The sequence below is a fragment of the Streptomyces buecherae genome, from assembly GCF_014295035.1.
GTDB classification, from domain to species: domain Bacteria; phylum Actinomycetota; class Actinomycetes; order Streptomycetales; family Streptomycetaceae; genus Streptomyces; species Streptomyces youssoufiensis.
The window spans coordinates 1,509,767-1,529,862 of sequence record NZ_CP060404.1 but is presented as its reverse complement, the minus strand read 5'-3'; the positions used below and the strand labels follow the sequence as shown (position 1 = coordinate 1,529,862).

Sequence of the window (20,096 nt, the reverse complement as noted above, 5' to 3'; positions counted from 1 at the left end):
GCTGGAACTCACAGAGTGTTTCAAGGGGCTGGGGATAGTGGCGGAAGACGAAAAACTCCTTGACTACCTCAAGAAGGTGACGGCTGACCTGCGTCAGGCTCGTCGGCGACTTCGAAAGGTGGAGGAGCGGGACCGGGAGCCCATCGCCATCGTGGCGATGAGCTGCCGGTACCCCGGAGGCGTGCGGACTCCGGAGGAGCTGTGGCGGCTCGTCGCCGAGGGCGGCGACGGCATCACCGAGTTCCCGCCCGACCGGGGCTGGGACGTCGACGGCTTCTTCGACCCCGACGCGGAGCGGTCCGGGACCTTCTCCGTCCGCGAGGGCGGATTCCTGGACGCCCCCGGCGACTTCGACCCCGGCTTCTTCTCCATGAGCCCGCGGGAGGCACTCGCCACCGACCCGCAGCAGCGGCTGCTCCTTGAGACCGCGTGGGAGGCGTTCGAGCGCGCCGGGATCGACCCGGCGTCGGTGCGGGGCAGCCAGGGCGGTGTGTTCGTCGGCGCTTCGTCCTCCGGCTACGGCGCCGGGGTGAGCGAGATGCCCGAAGGCGTCGAGGGGCTGCTGCTCGCGGGCAACGCCACCTCCGTGGTGTCCGGCCGGGTGGCCTACACCCTGGGCCTGGAAGGGCCCGCCGTGACGGTGGACACCGCGTGCTCGTCGTCGCTGGTCGCCCTGCACCTGGCCTGCCAGGCACTCCGTCAGGAGGAGTGCTCGCTGGCCCTGGCGGGCGGCGTCGCGGTCATGTTCACCCCCAGCATGTTCGTGGAGTTCAGCCGGCAGGGCGGGCTCGCTCCCGACGGCCGGTGCAAGGCGTTCGGCGCGGGAGCCGACGGCACCGGCTGGGCCGAAGGCGTGGGCCTGCTCCTCCTGGAGCGGCTCTCGGACGCCCGGCGCAACGGCCACCCCGTGCTGGCCGTGGTGCGGGGCAGCGCGGTGAACCAGGACGGTGCGAGCAACGGTCTCACGGCGCCCAACGGCCCCTCGCAGCGGCGGGTGATCCGCCAGGCACTGAAGAACGCGGGCCTGACGCCGGCCGACGTGGACGCGGTCGAGGCGCACGGTACGGGCACCGCGCTGGGGGACCCGATCGAGGCACAGGCACTGCTGGCCACCTACGGTCAGGAGCGGGCGGATGGACGGCCGCTGTGGCTGGGCTCGCTGAAGTCCAACATCGGCCACTCCCAGGCCGCCGCCGGTGTCGGCGGGGTCATCAAGATGGTGATGGCCATGCGCGAGGGTGTACTGCCCAGGACCCTGCACGCGGACGAGCCCTCCACCCAAGTGGACTGGTCCGAGGGCGACATCCGACTGCTCACCGAGGCCACTGACTGGCCCGAGACCGAGCAGCCCCGGCGGGCGGGTGTGTCCTCGTTCGGCATCAGCGGGACGAACGCGCACGCGATCCTGGAGCAGGCGCCGGAGGCCGAGGAGTCCGAGGAGGCCGAGGAGTCGTCCGAGGCCGGGGTCGCCGATGGTCCGGTGGCGTGGGTGGTGTCGGGCCGCAGCGCGGCCGGGCTGCGGGCGCAGGCGGGGCGGCTGCGGGAGTTCGTGGCCGAGCGTCCTGGGTTGAGCGCCGCTGATGTGGCGTTCTCGTTGGCGACGTCGCGTTCGGTGTTCGAGCACCGTGGGGTGGTGACGGGTGCTGATCGTGAGGAGTTGTTGGCGCGGTTGGGTGCGTTGGCCGGGGACGAGGTGGTCTCGGGTGTGACGCGTGGTGTGGCCGATGTGCGTGGTCGTTCGGTGTTCGTGTTCCCGGGTCAGGGGGCGCAGTGGGTGGGTATGGCGGTGGGGTTGTTGGACTCCTCGCCGGTGTTCGCGGAGGCGGTGGCCGAGTGTGAGGCGGCTCTGTCGGCGTATGTGGACTGGTCGTTGACGGATGTGTTGCGTGGTGCTGCGGGTGCTCCCGGTTTTGATCGGGTGGATGTGGTGCAGCCGGTGTTGTTCGCGGTGATGGTGTCGTTGGCGCGGTTGTGGCGTTCGGTGGGTGTGGTGCCGGATGCGGTGATGGGTCACAGTCAGGGTGAGATCGCGGCGGCCTGTGTGGCGGGCGCGTTGTCGTTGGAGGACGCGGCGAAGGTGGTGGCGTTGCGGTCGCGGGCGATCGCGGGTGGTCTGGCGGGTCGTGGCGGCATGGTGTCGGTGGGGTTGCCGGTGGACCAGGCACGGGAGCGCATCGCGGGTTGGGGCGGTGCGATTTCGGTCGCCGCGGTCAACGGCCCGGGCTCGGTCGTGGTCTCCGGTGATCCGGGTGCGTTGGATGAGATGGTGGCCGAGCTTGAGGGTGAGGAGGTGCGGGTTCGCCGGGTGCCGGTGGACTACGCCTCGCACTCCGCGCACGTGGAGTCGATCCGCGAGGAACTGTTGCAGGTCCTGGCGGACATCGCGCCGCGTTCGTCGCAGGTGCCGTTCTACTCGACGGTCTCCGGTGAGTTGGTGGACACCGTCGGCCTGAACGCCGAGTACTGGTACCGCAACCTGCGTCAGACGGTTGAGCTGGAGGCCACGACCCGTACTCTCCTGGGCACTGGACATGGTGTGTTCGTCGAGGTGAGCCCGCATCCGGTGCTGACCCTGCCGGTCCAGCAGACGGTGGAGGCCGCTGACGCCCAGGCCGTGGTCGTCGGCACGCTGCGCCGCGACGAGGGCGGCCTGGAGCGGTTCCTGACCTCCGCCGCCGAGGTGTTCGCGCGTGGCACCAGGGTCGACTGGGCCGTCACCCTGGAGGGCCGTCGTGCCCGCCGGGTCGAGCTGCCGACGTACGCCTTCCAGCGCGAGCGTTACTGGCTCGACGGGTTCGGTCTGCCGCCCGGCGGGGGCGTGGCCGATGGCGCCGGTTCCGTCGACGAGCGGTTCTGGGACGTGGTGCGGCGCCAGGACCTGGAGACGCTGGCGGGGACGCTGGCGGTCGACAGCGAGGCGCCGCTGAGCGCCGTGCTGCCCGCCCTGTCCGCGTACCACCGCGACAACCGCGACCGGTCCACGATCGACGGCTGGCGCTATCGGGTCACGTGGAAGCCGTTCTCCGACGCCGCCGACGGCTCGCTGTCGGGGACGTGGCTCGTGGTGGTTCCGGCGTCCCTCGCCGAGGACGAACTGGTCTCGGGCGTCGTCGCCGGGCTCGAACGGCATGGCGCGAGCGCCGTCCCGGTCACCGTGGACGAGCGGGACCTCGACGCGGACGTGCTGGCGGAGCGGCTGCGCGTGGTGGCCGCCGAGGCACCCGAGCTGGGCGGCGTGCTGTCGCTGCTCGCCCTGGACGAGCGGCCCTGCCCCGGCCATCCGGCGCTGACCGGCGGCTATGCGCTGACCCTGGTGCTGGTGCGGGCCCTGGTCGAGGCCGATCTTCCGGCCCGGCTGTGGTGCGGTACGCGCGGCGCCGTCTCGGTGGGCCGTTCCGACCGGCTCACCAGCCCGGCGCAGGCGATGGTCTGGGCGCTGGGCCGGGTGGCCGGTCTGGAACTGCCGCCCCTGTGGGGCGGTCTGGTCGACCTGCCCGCGACGCTGGACCCGCGCGGTGCGGAACGGCTGGCCGGTGTGCTGTCCGTCGAGGGCGGCGAGGACCAGGTCGCGGTGCGCGGCTCCGGTGTCTTCGTACGGCGTCTGGCGCGCTCGGCCGCGTCCGTCGGCGAGGGGCCCTCGTGGCGGGCGCGCGGCACCGTGCTGGTGACCGGTGGCACGGGCGGGCTCGGCGGGCAGGTGGCCCGCTGGCTGGTCCGTAGTGGCGCCGAGCACCTGGTGCTGACCAGCCGCCGCGGTCTCGCCGCCGAAGGCGCCGCCGAGTTGAAGGCGGAGCTGGAGGAGATGGGCGCCGAGGTGACGGTGGCCGCGTGCGACGCGGCCGACCGGAACGCGCTCGCCGCCGTCCTGGACGCCGTACCGGAGCACCGGCCGCTCACCGCGGTGGTGCACGCGGCGGGTGTCACGCTCGCGGCCTCCCTGCTGGAGACGGAGCTCGCCGACGCGGCGGCGGTCGTGTCGGGCAAGGTGGCGGGCGCCGTCAACCTGGACGAGCTGCTCGGCGACCGCGAGCTCGACGCGTTCGTGGTCTTCTCCTCCATCTCCGGTGTGTGGGGCGGCGGCAGTCAGGGCGTCTACGGCTCCGCGAACGCCTTCTTGGACGCACTGGTCGAGCGCCGCCGTGCGCGGGGCCTCGCGGGCACCGCCGTCTCCTGGGGCCCGTGGGCCGAGGACGGCATGGCCACCCGGGGCGACGCGGGGGAGCAGCTCGCGCGGCGCGGACTGCCCGCGATGGCACCCCAGTTGGCGATCGCCGCCCTGGAACGCGCGGTGGCGGGCGACGACGGTGTGGTCACGGTCGTCGACGTGGACTGGGAGCGGTTCGCGCCCTCGTTCACCGCGGTCCGGCCCAGCCCGTTCCTGGGCGACCTCGACGAGGTCCGGGCGCTGGAGACGAAGGGCGGTGACGGCGGGAGCGCCGACGCCGCCGGGGCCCAGTTGCGTGAACGGCTGAAGCCGCTCACCGAGGGCGAGCGGGACCGGGCGCTGCTCGACCTGGTGCGCGGGCACGCCGCCTCCGTACTCGGCTACTCCTCCGCCGAGACGGTCGAGCCGAACCGGGCCTTCCGCGACCTGGGTTTCGACTCGCTGACCGCGGTCGACCTGCGCAACCGGCTGGCCGCCGAGACCGGTCTCGGCCTCCCCGCCACGCTGGTCTTCGACTACCCCAGCGCCGCGGTGCTCGCGGCGCATCTGCGCACCGAGGTACTGGGCGCCACGTCCCCGGAGCCGGCCACCGGCCCCGGGGGCCCCGCCGGCTCCGGCGCGGACGACGAGCCCATCGCGATCGTCTCCATGAGCTGCCGCCTGCCCGGTGGGGTGCGGAGCCCGGAGGACCTGTGGCAGTTGATCGACGGCGGCGGTGACGCCATCTCGTCGTTCCCGACGGACCGTGGCTGGGACCTGTCGGGCATGTACGACCCCGACCCGGACCGGCCGGGCACGTTCTACGCCCGGGAAGGCGGATTCCTCTACGACGCCGGTGAGTTCGACCCCGGCTTCTTCGGGATCTCGCCCCGCGAGGCCCTGGCGACCGACCCGCAGCAGCGCCTGCTCCTGGAGACCTCCTGGGAGGCGTTCGAGCGGGCGGGCATCGACCCCGCGTCGGTGCGGGGCAGCCAGACCGGTGTGTTCGTCGGCTTCTCGGGCTCCGGGTACGGCACCAACCTGGAGACGGTGCCCGAGGACGTCGAGGGCCACCTGCTGACCGGCAACGCCGGCAGCGTCGTCTCCGGCCGGCTCGCCTACACCTACGGCCTGGAAGGCCCCGCCATCACGGTGGACACGGCCTGCTCGTCGTCGCTGGTGGCCCTGCACCTGGCCTGCCAGTCGCTGCGTCAGGGCGAGTGCGACATGGCGCTGGTCGGCGGTGTGGCGGTGATGGCCACTCCGATGGCGTTCGTCGAGTTCAGCCGGCAGGGCGGGCTCGCGCCCGACGGCCGCTGCAAGCCGTTCGCGGCGGCGGCGGACGGTACGGGATGGAGCGAGGGCGCCGATGTGCTGCTCGTGGAGCGGCTGTCGGACGCGCGGCGCAACGGCCACCAGGTGCTGGGCATCGTGCGGGGTTCGGCGGTCAACCAGGACGGTGCCAGCAACGGTCTGACCGCGCCGAACGGCCCGTCGCAGCAGCGGGTGATCCGGCAGGCGCTGGCCAGCGCCGGACTGTCGGCGGCCGAGGTCGACGCGGTGGAGGCGCACGGTACCGGTACGTCGTTGGGTGACCCGATCGAGGCGCAGGCGGTGCTGGCCACCTACGGCCAGGACCGGCCGGAGGATCGTCCGCTGCTGTTGGGCGCGCTGAAGTCGAACATCGGCCACACCCAGGCCGCGTCCGGGCTCGCCGGGGTCATCAAGATGGTGATGGCCATGCGGCACGGTGTGCTGCCGAAGACGCTGCACGTGGACGAGCCGTCGCACCAGGTGGACTGGTCGGCGGGTGAGGTGCGGCTGCTGACGGAGGCCACCCAGTGGCCCGAGAGCGGGCATCCGCGTCGGGCCGGCGTCTCCGCCTTCGGCGTGAGCGGGACCAACGCGCACACCATCATCGAGCAGGCCCCCTCGGACGCCGAGGACACCCGACCGGCCGAGGCGGCGACCCCCGACGACCGTGGCACGGCGCCCTGGACGCTCTCCGCCCGGAGCGCGGACGGGCTGCGGGCCCAGGCACGGCGGCTGCGGGCACAGCTGATCGCACGTCCGGAGCTGAGCCTGAGGGACGTCGGCTACTCCCTGGTCGCCACCCGTGCGGTGTTCGAGCACCGTGCCGTACTGACCGGCGCGGACCGCGCGGAGCTGCTGCGCGGTCTTGAGGCCGTCGCCGCCGCCGAGGACGCCCCCGGCGTCGTCCGCGCGGTCGCGACCCCGACGGGGACCACGGCGTTCCTGTTCTCGGGCCAGGGCGCGCAACGCCTGGGCATGGGACGGGAGTTGTACGAGACGTTCCCGGTGTTCGCCCGCGCGTTGGACGAGGTGTGCGCGCATCTGGACGTGCTGCTCGACCGTCCGTTGCTGGACGTGGTGTTCGCGGCGGAGGGCAGCGCGGACGCCGAGCTGCTGGACGGGACCGCGTTCACGCAGCCCGCGTTGTTCGCCGTCGAGGTGGCGTTGTTCCGGCTGCTTGAGCACTGGGGTGTCCGGCCGGACGTGGTGATCGGGCATTCCATCGGTGAGATCGCCGCCGCGCATGTGGCCGGGGTGTTCTCGCTGGAGGACGCGTGCACGCTGGTGGCCGCCCGTGGTGGCCTGATGCAGGCCCTGCCGGACGGTGGGGCGATGGTCGCCGTCGAGGCGTCCGAGGAGGAGGTCGCGGCGTCGCTCGCCGGTCGTGAGGCCGAGGTGAGCCTGGCCGCGGTCAACGGCCCGAACGCCGTGGTCATCGCCGGTGACGAGGCCGCGGCGCTGGAGATCGCCGAACGGTGGGCCGAGCAGGGCCGTAAGACCCGTCGGCTGCGGGTCAGCCACGCGTTCCACTCACCCCGCATGGACGCGATGCTCGGCGACTTCCGCAAGGTCGTCGAAGAGCTGTCGTTCGCCCCGCCGGCCATCGCCCTGGTGTCCAACGTGACGGGCAAGGCGGCGGGCGCCGACGAGGTGTGCTCGGCGGAGTACTGGGTGCGCCACGTCCGGGAGGCCGTACGCTTCCTGGACGGGCTGCGCTCCCTGGAGAGCGCGGGCGTGACCAGGTTCCTGGAGGTCGGCCCCGACGGTGTGCTCGCGGCGATGGCACGGGAGTGCCTGACGGCGGAGGGGGCTTCGGCCCCGGTCGTGGTGCCCGCGCTGCGCAAGGACCGCGCCGAGGTGCGGGCGCTGACGACGGCGCTGGCCGAACTCCACGTCCACGGCGCCACCGTCGACTGGCAGGCCCTGTTCGCCGGCCAGCACGTCCGGCGGGTCGAGCTGCCGACGTACGCGTTCCAGCGGCAGCGGTACTGGCTGGACGCCCCCGAGAGCGACGCCGTCGACCCCTCCGCCTCCGCGGACTCGGTCGACGCCCGGTTCTGGGACGCGGTCGAGCGCGAGGACCTGGAGGCGCTGACCACCGCCCTGCACGTGGACGGAAGCGCCTCGCTGACCGAGGTGCTCCCCGCCCTGTCGTCGTACCGGAAGGGCCACCGCGAGCGGTCCACGGTGGACGGCTGGCGCTACCAGATCGCGTGGAACGCGGTCTCGGAGCTCTCGGAGCGGGCACTGACCGGCACCTGGATGGTCATGGTCCCCCAGCCGTACGCCGACGACGCGCTGGTCACCTCCGCGGTGACCATGCTCGAACGGCAGGGCGCGCACGTGGCACGGATCGTGCTCGACGGCGCGGTGGACACCGACCGGGCGGCGGTCGCCGAACGGCTGCGTACCGCGGTCGAGGGCGCGTCCGGCGGGACCGTCGGCGGGGTGCTCTCCCTGCTGGCCCTGGACGAGGACCCCTGCGTCGGGCACGCGGTGGTGCCGCGAGGGCTCGCGCTGAACCTCGTCGCGCTCCAGGCACTCGTGGACGCCGGTGTCGAGGCCCCGCTGTGGGTGGCGACCCGGGGCGCCGTGTCGGTGACCGCATCCGACACCCTGCGTAGCGCCGCCCAGGCGCAGGTCTGGGGCCTCGGCCGGGTCGCCGGACTGGAGCACCCCAAGCTCTGGGGCGGCCTGGTGGACCTCCCGCAGACGCTGGACGAGCGTGCCGCGAACCGGCTGTCCGGTGTGCTGGGCGGCGGCGCGGGCGAGTTCGAGGACCAGGTGGCGGTGCGCACGTCCGGCGTGTTCACCCGGCGCCTGGTGCGGGCCGCCGCGCCGCGGACCACGGCCCGGCCGTGGAACGCGCGTGGCTCGGTGCTGGTGACCGGCGGCACCGGGGGAGTGGGCGGCCAGGTGGCCCGGTGGCTGGCGGGCGCCGGCGCCGAACACCTGGTGCTGACCAGCCGGCGTGGCCTGGACGCCCCCGGCGCGGCCGAACTGCGCGACGAACTCGCCGCCCTGGGCACCGAGGTGACCGTCGCGGCCTGTGACATCGCCGACCGCGACGCCCTGGCCGCCGTACTGGCCGCCATCCCCGAGCGGTACCCGCTGCACGCCGTCGTGCACGCGGCGGGCGTCCTGGACGACGGCGTCCTGGACTCGATGTCGGTGGAGCGGGTGGCGGGCGTGCTGCGTCCCAAGGTGGACGGGGCCCGCCACCTGCACGAGCTGACCCAGGGTCTCGACCTGTCCGCGTTCGTGCTCTTCTCCTCGCTCGCCGGGGCGATCGGCGGGGCCGGCCAGGGCAGTTACGCGGCGGCCAACGCCTATCTCGACGCCCTGGCGCAGCAGCGCCGGGCCCAGGGCCTCGCCGCCACCTCGGTGGCCTGGGGCCCGTGGGCCGAGGCCGGGATGGCGGTCGACGGGGCGCTGGAGGACCGGCTGCGGCGCGGCGGCATGGCCGCGATGACGCCGGAGCTGGCGGTCAAGGCACTCCAGCAGGCCCTCGACCTCCAGGAGACGCACCTGGCCGTCGCCGACCTCGACTGGGAGCGATTCGTCCCGTCCTACACCGCCGTACGGGCCAGCAGGCTGCTGGACGAGATGCCCGAGGCGCGGCGGGTCCTGGAGGCCGCGACCGCGGGCGGTACCACCGCGGGATTCGAGAGCGGTGGTTCGGAACTGCGCGAGCGGCTCGCCGGACTGTCGGAGGCGGAGCAGGAACGGGTACTGCTCGACCTGGTCACCACCCAGGTGGCCGTCGTACTCGGCTTCCCTTCGGTGGAGTCGGTCGAGTCCCAGCGGGCCTTCCGGGAACTCGGCTTCGACTCGCTGACCGCCGTCGAACTGCGGAACCGGCTCGACGCGGCGACGGGCCTGCGCCTGCCCGCGACGATCGTCTTCGACCACCCGACGCCCGTGGCGCTCGCCCGGCGACTGCGCACCGACGTCGTCGAGGACGGGGTCTCGGCGGCCACCCCGATCCTCGACGAGCTGGACCGGATCGAAGCGGCGATGGCCACGATCTCCGCCGACGACGTGGACCGGCCAAGGATCACCACGCGTCTGCAGACGCTCCTCCTGAAGTGGGGCGAGGCGGAACAGGAGTCGCCCACCTCGGGCAAGAAGGCGGTGCCGGACAAGATCCAGTCGGCGACGTCGGACGAGATCTTCGACTTCATCGACAAGGAGCTCGGGCTCTCCTGAGCTGGCGCGGTCGGTTCCAGAGGGTCGTTCCTTACTACTTCCATGGGTGACATAACAATGAACGAAGAGAAGCTTCTCGACTATCTCAAGCGGGTGACGGCGGATCTCCAGCAGACTCGCCAGCGCCTGCTGGAGGCCGAGTCGGCGGACCAGGAACCGATCGCGATCGTCGCCATGAGCTGCCGGTTCCCCGGCGGGGTGAGCTCTCCCGAAGACCTGTGGCGTGTGGTGGCGGACGGTACCGACGCGATCGCGGAATTCCCCATGGACCGGGGCTGGGACATCGATGCCCTCTACGACGAGGACCCGGACCGTCCCGGCACCAGCTATACGACCGAGGGTGGTTTCCTGGAGAACGCCGACCGGTTCGACCCGGCGTTCTTCGGGATCTCCCCGCGTGAGGCGCTGTCGATGGACCCCCAGCAGCGGCTGCTGCTTGAGACGTCCTGGGAGGCGTGCGAGCGCGCGGGCATCGACCCGCTGTCCCTGCGGGGCAGCCGTACCGGTGTGTTCGTCGGCACCAACGGCCAGGACTACTCCATGCTCACGCTCGGCGCGGCCGAGAGCCTGGAGGATGTCGAGGGCCACTCGGGCACCGGCAACGCGGCGAGCATCGTCTCCGGCCGGATCTCCTACACCATGGGCCTGGAGGGCCCCGCGCTCTCCGTGGACACGGCCTGTTCGTCGTCCCTGGTGGCCCTGCACCTCGCCGTTCAGGCGCTGCGCCAGCGCGAGTGCGCACTCGCGCTGGCCGGTGGTGTCACGGTGATGTCCACCCCGTCGGCGTTCGTCCAGTTCAGCCGGCAGCGCGGCCTCGCCGCGGACGGCCGGTGCAAGCCGTTCGGCGCCGCGGCCGACGGCACGGGCTGGGGCGAGGGCGTCGGCATGCTGCTCGTGGAGCGGCTGTCCGACGCCCAGCGCAACGGCCACCAGGTGCTGGCCGTCGTCCGGGGCTCGGCCATCAACCAGGACGGCGCGTCCAACGGCCTCACGGCTCCCAACGGCATCTCGCAGCAGCGGGTCATCCGGCAGGCGCTGACCAGCGCCCGGCTGTCGGCCGCCGAGGTGGACGCGGTCGAGGCGCACGGTACGGGCACGTCGCTGGGCGACCCGATCGAGGCCCAGGCGCTGATGGCCACGTACGGGCAGGACCGCCCCGTGGACCAGCCGCTGTGGCTGGGAAGCATCAAGTCCAACATCGGGCACACACAGGCCGCCGCCGGCGTCGCGGGTGTCATCAAGATGGTGATGGCCATGCGCGAGGGCGTCCTGCCCAAGACGCTCCACGCGGACGAGCCCTCCCCGCACATCGACTGGACCGGCGGCGCCGTCTCCCTGCTGAACGACTCGACCCCGTGGCCGGACCGGGAGCACCCGCGGCGCGCCGCGGTGTCCTCGTTCGGCATGAGCGGCACCAACGTGCACACCATCCTGGAACAGGCTCCCGAGGCCGAGGCGGCGGAAACCGACGAGACCGGTGCCGGGACCGTCGACGGCCCGGTGGCGTGGCCCGTGTCGGGCCGCAGTGCGGAGGCGCTGCGGGCGCAGGCCGGGCGGCTGCGAGAATTCCTCGTAGGGCGCCCGGAGTTGAACGCGGCGGAGGTGGCTCTCTCGCTGGCCACGACCCGGTCCGCCTTCGAGCACCGGGCCGTGGTGACCGGAGCCGACCGCGAGACGCTCCTCCGGGGCCTTGAGGCGATCGCCGAGGACACCGGCACGTCGAACGGAGTGGTCCGCGGGAGGACCGGCGACGCCGGTCGTTCGGTGTTCGTGTTCCCGGGTCAGGGGGCGCAGTGGGTGGGGATGGCGGTGGGGTTGTTGGACTCCTCGCCGGTGTTCGCCCAGGCGGTGGGTGAGTGTGAGGCGGCCCTGTCGGCTCATGTGGACTGGTCGTTGACGGACGTGCTGCGTGGCGCCGAGGGCGCTCCCGGCTATGACCGGGTGGATGTCGTTCAGCCGGTGTTGTTCGCGGTGATGGTGTCGCTGGCGCGGTTGTGGCGTTCGGTGGGTGTCGAGCCGGACGCGGTGATGGGTCACAGCCAGGGTGAGATCGCGGCGGCCTGTGTGGCCGGTGCGCTCTCGCTGGAGGACGCGGCCAAGGTGGTGGCGCTGCGGTCGCGGGCCATCGCGGGTGGTCTGGCGGGTCGCGGTGGCATGGTGTCGGTCGGGCTGTCGGTCGACCAGGCGCGGGAGCGCATCGCGGGTTGGGGCGGTGCGATATCGGTCGCCGCGGTCAACGGCCCGGGCTCGGTCGTGGTCTCGGGTGATCCGGGTGCGCTGGATGAGCTGGTGGCCGAGCTGGAGGGGGAGGAGGTGCGGGTTCGCCGGGTTCCGGTGGACTACGCCTCGCACTCCGCGCATGTGGAGTCGATCCGCGACGAGTTGTTGAGGGTCCTGGCGGACATCGCGCCGCGTTCGTCGCAGGTGCCGTTCTACTCGACGGTGTCGGGTGAGTTGGTGGACTCGGCCGCTCTGGACGCCGAGTACTGGTACCGCAACCTGCGTCAGACGGTCGAGCTGGAGGCCACGACCCGCCTCCTGCTCGGCGACGGTCACACCGTGTTCGTCGAGGTGAGCCCGCATCCGGTGCTGACCCTGCCGGTCCAGCAGACGGTGGAGGCCGCTGACGCCCAGGCCGTGGTTGTGGGGACCTTGCGCCGCGACGAGGGCGGCGTGGAGCGGTTCCTGACCTCCGCCGCCGAGGTGTTCGTACGCGGAGTCACGGTCGACTGGACCGCCCTGCTCGGGGACCGGAGCGCCCGCCGGGTGGAGCTGCCGACCTACGCCTTCCAGCGTCAGCGGTACTGGCTGGACGTGTCGGCCTGGGAGGTGTCGGCCACCGCCGACGCCCTGGGCGCGGACGCTGTGGACGCCCGTTTCTGGGAGGCCGTCGAGCGCGAGGACCTGGAGGCGCTGGTCCGCACGTTGGAGGTGGAGGGCGAGGAGGCGCAGTCGTCGTTGACGGCGCTGCTTCCCGCGCTGTCGTCCTGGCGCCGTCAGCGGCGTGAGCAGAACACGGTGGACAGTTGGCGCTACAAGGTGGTCTGGAAGCCCCTGGGGTCCGCCACGGGCGCGACCCTCTCGGGCACCTGGCTCGTCGTCCTTCCCGCGTCGCACGCCGATGACGCCCTCGTGTCCGCCACGGTGAACGGGCTGGAGGCGAACGGGGCCGCTGTCGTCCGCGTGGTGCTGGACGCGTCGGGCGACGACCGCGAGGTGGTCGCGGAGCGGCTGCGTGGGGCGCTCGTCGGTGCGGCGGTGGAGCCGTCGGGCGTGGCGGGTGTGTTCTCGCTGCTGGCGTTGGACGAGTCGGGGCACGGGGCCTTCGCGGGTGTTCCCGCTGGGTTCGCCGCGTCGGTGGGGCTGGTCCAGGGGCTCGGCGACGCGGGGGTCACGGCTCCGCTGTGGTGCGGTACCCGGGGCGCGGTGTCGGTGGGCCGTTCCGACCGGCTGGTGAGCCCGCTGCAGTCGCTGGCGTGGGGCCTGGGCCGGATCGTGGGGGTGGAGTACCCCCAGCGCTGGGGTGGTGCGGTCGATCTGCCCGAGACCGTGGACAGCCGTGCGGCGGCCCGTCTGGTCGGGGTGCTGGCGGGCGCGGAGGGCGATGACCAGGTCGCGGTGCGCGGCTCCGGCGTGTACGCCAAGCGCATGGTGCGGGCCACGGCCGCCGAGGACGTGGAGGGCCGAGGGACCTGGCAGAGCCGGGGCACGGTGTTGGTGACGGGTGGTACGGGCGCGCTGGGTGGCCATGTGGCCCGGTGGCTGGCGCGTACGGGCGCTGAGCACCTGGTGTTGACCAGCCGTCGCGGGTTGGAGGCCGAGGGGGCCGTCGAGCTGAAGGCGGAGCTTGAGGGCCTGGGCGCCCGGGTGACGGTGGCGGCGTGTGACGCGGCCGACCGTGAGGCTCTGGCGGCGGTGCTGGACGCGATTCCGCGCGAGTTCCCGCTGACCGGGGTGGTGCATACGGCGGGTGTGCTGGACGACGGTGTGGTGGACGCCCTGACGGTGGAGCGGGCGGCCGGGGTGTTGCGTCCGAAGGTGGACGCCACCCGGAACCTGCACGAACTGACCGCCGGGATGGACCTGTCGGCCTTCGTGCTCTTCTCCTCCGGCGCCGCCACACTGGGCGGCCCGGGGCAGGGCAGCTACGCGGCGGGCAACTCCTACCTCGACGCGCTGGCGTTGCAGCGGCGCGCGGACGGTCTCCCCGCGACGTCCATCGCCTGGGGCGCCTGGGCCGGCGGTGGCCTCGGCTCCGGCGAGGTCGGCGAGCGGATGGACCGTTCCGGCGTGGTCGGGATGGCGCCCGAGCTGGCGATCTCCGGAATGCAGCAGGCGCTTGAGCTGGACGAGACGTTCCTGGTCATCGCCGAGATCGACTGGGACCGCTTCCAGCCGGAGTTCGTCGGCTCACGTCCGAACGCGCTGTTCCGCGAGGTGCCCGAGCTGAACCGCCCCGCCGCTGCCACCGCCGGCGCGGACGCGGGCGACGGCGACGACGCGATCTCCGCGCTGCGCCGGGAGATGGCGGAGCTGCCCCCCGCCGAGCAGCCCAAGCTCCTCCAGGAGCTGGTGCGCAACCAGGCCGCCGACGTCCTCGGCTACGACAACGCCGACGCGGTGGAGGCCGACCGCGCCTTCCGCGACCTCGGGTTCGACTCGCTGACCGCCGTCGAACTGCGCAACCGCCTCGGCGTGGTCACCGGCCTCCGACTGCCGGTCACCTGTGTCTTCGACTACCCGACCGCCACCGTCCTGGCCCGGTACCTCCACACCGAGATGTTCGGCGAGCAGCCGGTCGCCGGGGGCGCCGCCGCGGCCGTGCCCGAGCGGCCGGGGGCGCTCGACAAGCCCGTCGCCACCGACGAGCCGATCGCCATCATCGGCATGAGCTGCCGGTTCCCCGGCGGGATACGCACCCCCGAGGCGCTGTGGGACCTGCTGATGTCCGAGGGCGATGTGATCTCCGGGTTCCCCGAGGACCGCGACTGGGACATCGACAGCCTCTACGACCCGGACCCCGAGAAGTCCGGTACCAGCTACGTCCGGGCGGGCGGCTTCCTCGACGAGGTCGGCCACTTCGACCCGGCGTTCTTCGGGATCTCGCCGCGCGAGGCGATGGCGATCGACCCGCAGCAGCGGCTGCTGCTCGAGACGTCCTGGGAGGCGTTCGAGCGCGCCGGCATCGACCCCGTGGCGCTGCGCGGCAGCCAGACCGGAGTCTTCGTCGGCTCCAACTACCACGACTACGGTTCGCGCATCCTGAGGGACGGCGAAGGAGTGGAGGGGTACCTCGGCCTCGGCAGCGCCCCCAGCGTCTCCTCCGGCCGTATCTCCTACACCTTCGGCTTCGAGGGCCCGGCCGTCACGGTGGACACCGCGTGTTCCTCGTCGCTGGTCGCCCTGCACCTGGCCTGCCAGTCGCTGCGCCAGGGGGAGTCCTCGGTGGCGCTGGCCGGCGGCGTGACGATCATGGCCACGCCGGGCACGTTCGTCGAGTTCAGCGCCCAGCGTGTGCTGTCGTTCGACGGCCGCTGCAAGGCGTTCGCGGCATCGGCCGACGGCACCGGCTGGTCCGAGGGCGTGGGCATGCTCCTCGTGGAGCGGCTGTCCGACGCGCAGCGCAACGGCCACCAGGTGCTGGCCGTCGTCCGGGGCTCCGCCATCAACCAGGACGGCGCGTCCAACGGCCTCACGGCACCCAACGGCCCGTCGCAGCAGCGACTGATCGAGCAGACGCTGGCCGGCGCCCGGCTGGCCTCCGCCGATGTGGACGTGGTCGAGGCCCACGGCACCGGCACGCCCCTCGGCGACCCGATCGAGGCGCAGGCGCTGCTGGCCACCTACGGCCAGGGCCGCCCCGATGGCCGGCCGTTGCTGCTGGGCGCCATCAAGTCGAACATCGGTCATACGCAGGCCGCCGCCGGTGTCGCGGGTGTCATCAAGATGGTGATGGCCATGCGCGAGGGCGTCCTGCCCAGGACCTTGCACGTGGACGAGGCGACACCGCACGTGGACTGGTCGGCGGGCGACGTCGAGCTGCTGACCGAGACGGTGCCCTGGCCGGAGACGGACCACCCGCGCCGGGCGGCGGTGTCCGCCTTCGGTGTGAGCGGCACCAACGCGCACACGATCATCGAGCAGGCACCGGTCGCCGACGAGCCGGAGGCGCCGCGAGCCACGGCCGCCCCGGATGTCACCGGACTCCCGGTGCCGTGGGTCCTCTCCGGCAGGACCGACGCCGCCCTGCGGGGCCAGGCCGAGCGGCTGCGGGACCACCTCGCGACGCTCACCGAAGAGCTCATGCCCACGGTGGACGTCGGCTATTCCCTGGCCACGACCCGGTCGCTCTTCGACCAGCGAGCCGTCCTGGTGGGCGAGGACCGCGCGGACCTGCTGCGTGGCCTCGACGCCCTCGCGAAGGGCGAGACCGCGCCCGGCGTCGTGCGGGGCACGGCGGGGGCGGCCGGCAAGACGGCGTTCCTGTTCTCGGGCCAGGGTGCGCAACGGCTCGGCATGGGAAGGGAGTTGTACGAGGCGTTCCCGGTGTTCGCCGACGCGTGGGACGAGGTGTGCGCGCACCTGGACGTGCTGCTCGAACGTCCGCTGCGGGACGTGGTGTTCGCGGCGGAGGGCAGCGCGGAGGCCGCACTGCTGGACCGGACGGCGTTCACCCAGCCCGCGCTGTTCGCCGTCGAGATTGCGCTGTTCCGGCTCCTTGAACACTGGGGTGTCCGGCCGGACGTGGTGATCGGGCATTCCATCGGTGAGATCGCCGCCGCTCACGTGGCCGGGGTGTTCTCCCTGGAGGACGCGTGCACCCTGGTGGCCGCGCGTGGCCGGCTGATGCAGGCCCTGCCGGAGGGCGGCGCCATGGTCGCCATCGAGGCGTCCGACGAGGAGGTTGCCGGCTCGCTGACCGGTCGTGAGACCGAGGTGAGCATCGCGGCGGTCAACGGCCCGACGGCCGTGGTCATCGCGGGTGACGAGGCCGCCGTGCTGGAGATCGCCGGCCAGTGGTCGGAGCGGGGCCGCAAGACCCGCCGCCTGCGGGTCAGCCACGCCTTCCACTCCCCGCGCATGGACGCGATGCTCGGCGACTTCCGCGAGGTCGTCGAAGAGCTGGCCTTCGCCTCGCCGGCCCTCGCGCTGGTCTCCAACGTGACGGGTCAGCCGGCCGGTGCGGACGAGGTGGGTGCGCCGGAGTACTGGGTGCGCCACGTGCGCGAGGCCGTACGGTTCGCGGACGGGGTGCGGGCGCTGGAGAAGCTCGGCGTGACCCGGTTCGTCGAGGTCGGCCCCGACGGCGTGCTCACCGCGATGGCACGGGACTGCGTGACGGACCGCCCCGATGGCGCCACCGAGCCGGTCCTGGTGCCGGTGCTGCGCAAGGAGCGCCCCGAGGCGCGGGCGCTGACGGCGGCGCTGGCCGAGCTCCACGTGGGCGGCGTCGCGGTGGACTGGGAGCGGGTCTTCGCCGGGCGCGACGCCCGCAGGGTCGAGCTGCCCACCTACGCCTTCCAGCGGGAGCGCTACTGGCTGGAGGCCCTGTCGTCGTTCGCCAGCGATGTGACCGCCGTGGGGCTCGTCCCGCCGACGCATCCGCTGCTGGGCGCCGCCGTCGAACTGCCCGACGCGGACGGCTTCCTGTTCACCAGCCGCCTCTCGCCGCAGACCGACCAGTGGCTCGTCGACCACATGGTGCAGGACACGATCCTGCTGCCCGGCACCGCCTTCCTCGAACTGGCCCTGCACGTCGCCGACCAGGTGGGATGCGACCGGGTCGAGGAGCTGACCCTCACGGCGCCGCTGCCGCTGCCCGAGCGGGGCGCGGTCCACCTCCAACTGGCGGTGGGCGGACCGGACGAGAACGGCACGCGCTCGCTGAACGTGTACTCCCGGCCGGAGGACTCCACCATGGAGCAGCCGTGGACACAGCACGCCTCGGGTCTGCTCGCGCGGAGCGGGGCGCAGGACGACACCGGCCGGGTCGACCTCGCCGTATGGCCCCCGGAGGGTGCCGAACGGATCGACATCGAGGACGTCTACGCCCGCATGGCCGCGGGCGGCTTCGCCTACGGCCCGGTCTTCCAGGGGCTGCGATCGGTGTGGGTCCGTGGTGACGAGGTCTTCGCCGAGGTGCGTCTGCCCGAGGAGAACGCGTCGGACGCGGAGCGGTTCGGACTGCACCCGGCCCTGCTCGACGCGGCGGTCCAGGCCGTCATGTTCGTGCCGCAGGAGGAGGCGGGGCTGGCCAGGCTCCCGTTCTCCTGGACCGGCGTGTCGCTGCGGGCCATGGGCGCCTCGGAACTGAGGGTGCGCCTCAACCCGCTCGGGCCCGACTCGATCGCCCTCGCGGTGGCCGACACCAGCGGTCGGCCCGTGGCCACCGTCGACTCCCTGGTGCTGCGGCTGGTGGCGGAGGGCCAGATCCAGTCGGCCGGCTCCGCGCCGGCCGGGCACGACTCGCTCTTCCGGCTGGACTGGACCCCCGTTCCCGTCGGCGCGCCGGCTCCGGCCTCCGAGGGGACGTGGGCCGTGCTGGGCACGGACGACCTGGGGGTGCGCTCCGGTCTTGAGGGCGCGGGCGCCGAGGTGGTGTCGTACGCGGATCTGGCCGCGCTGCGCGAGGCGGTCGACTCCGGGGCCACGCCGCCGGACGTCGTCATGGTGGCGGGCGCCGCGGCGGCGGCCGGCATCGACGACGGGACGGATCTGGCGGGACGGGTACGTGGTGCCACCTACCGCGCGCTGGAGCTGGTGCGGTCGTGGGTCACCGACGAGCGGTTCGGCGACTCCTACCTGGTGTTCGTGACCCGTGGCGCGATGGGCGCCCGGTCCTCCGGTGAGGTGCGCACCCCGGCCGAGGCCGCCGTGTGGGGCCTGCTGCGCTCCGCGCAGACCGAGCACCCCGGGAAGTTCCTGCTGGTGGACCTGGACCCGGAGGACCACGGCGACGTGACCCCGGCGCTACGGGCGGCGCTGACCGCCGAGGAGCCGCAGGTGGCCGTGCGGGACGGACGGGTGCTCGCGGCGCGACTCGCCCGGGTGGTCCCGGCCGAGGACCTGCCCGAACCCGGCACCCCGCCGTTCGACGGCCGTGGCACGGTGTTGATCACGGGTGGTACGGGTGGTCTGGGTGCGTTGTTGGCTCGTCACCTTGTGGTCGAGCACGGTGTGCGTTCTCTGGTGTTGACGAGTCGTCGTGGCGTGGAGGCGCCGGGTGCGGTGGAGTTGGTGGCGGAGTTGGTGGGGTTGGGGGCGCAGGCGCGGGTGGTGGCGTGTGATGTGGCTGATCGCGTCGCGGTGGAGGGTGTGTTGGCGGGGATCGGGTCTGAGTATCCGTTGTCGGCTGTGGTGCATGCGGCGGGTGTGCTGGATGACGGTGTGGTGGAGTCGTTGACGCCGGAGCGGGTGGATCGGGTGTTGCGTCCGAAGGTGGACGCGGCGTTGCACCTGCACGAGCTGACCCGCGACCTCGACCTCTCCGCGTTCGTGGTGTTCTCCTCGGCCTCCTCCAACTTCGGAGGCGGCGGCCAGGCCAACTACGCGGCGGCCAACGCCTTCCTGGACGCCCTGGCACACCAGCGGCGCGGCCTCGGCCTCCCCGCGGTCTCCCTGGCCTGGGGCATGTGGGAGCAGCGCAGTGAGATGACCGGGGACCTCGGCGAGGCCGACCTCCAGCGCATCGCGCGAGCCGGACTGAACGCGCTCAGCTCGCGAGAGGGCCTCGCCCTGTTCGACGACGCGCTCAGGACCGACGAGACCGTGCTCGTGCCGACCCACGTGGACCTCGCCGCCCTGCGCGTCCAGGCCCACACCGGCGACGTCCCCGCGCTGCTGCGCGGCCTGGTGCGGGTCCCCCGGCGCCGGGCCGCGGCGGCGGAGGCCACGCAGACCGGTACCGGGTCGCTGCGGGACCGCCTGGCTGGTCTCTCCGCGGCCGACCAACACCGGACGCTGCTGGACCTGGTGCGGGTGCAGGTGGCCACCGTCCTCGGCCATGGCTCGCCGGAGGCGGTGGAGCCCGACATGGCCTTCAAGGAGATGGGGTTCGACTCGCTGACCACGGTGGAACTGCGCAACCGGCTCAACGCGGAGACCGGTCTTCGGCTGTCGGCGGTGCTGGTCTTCGACCACCCGACGCCCACGGCGCTGGTGGACCACCTGCGGGAGGAACTCCTGCCGGACGGCGGCACGGGCGAGCCCCTGGTCCTCGCCGAGCTCGACCGGCTGGAGCCCTTGCTCTCCCACGTGCTGGACGACGGCGAGGCGCGCACGAAGGTGGCCGGACGGCTGCGGGAGCTCCTGGAGAAGCTGGTCGAGGCTTCCGACGACTCCGGCTCCGCCGAGGTGGTCGAACGGATCGGATCGTCGTCCAACGACGAACTGTTCGCCTTCATCGACAACGAGCTCGGGCTGTCCTGAA

Annotated in this window: 2 protein-coding genes; both read left to right on the top strand. The window is 73.0% G+C overall.

Annotation, left to right across the window (positions count from 1 at the left end):
* Positions 1-37: 37 nt before the first annotated feature.
* Complete coding sequence (locus tag H7H31_RS05670; RefSeq protein WP_187117805.1) at positions 38-9,667, top strand: type I polyketide synthase; 9,630 nt, start codon at positions 38-40, stop codon at positions 9,665-9,667.
* A 42-nt stretch (positions 9,668-9,709) separates the two neighbouring features.
* Positions 9,710-20,095 (top strand): type I polyketide synthase, encoded by a 10,386-nt coding sequence (locus H7H31_RS05665; RefSeq protein WP_408647970.1) that lies wholly within the window; start codon positions 9,710-9,712, stop codon positions 20,093-20,095.
* Position 20,096 lies beyond the last annotated feature (1 nt).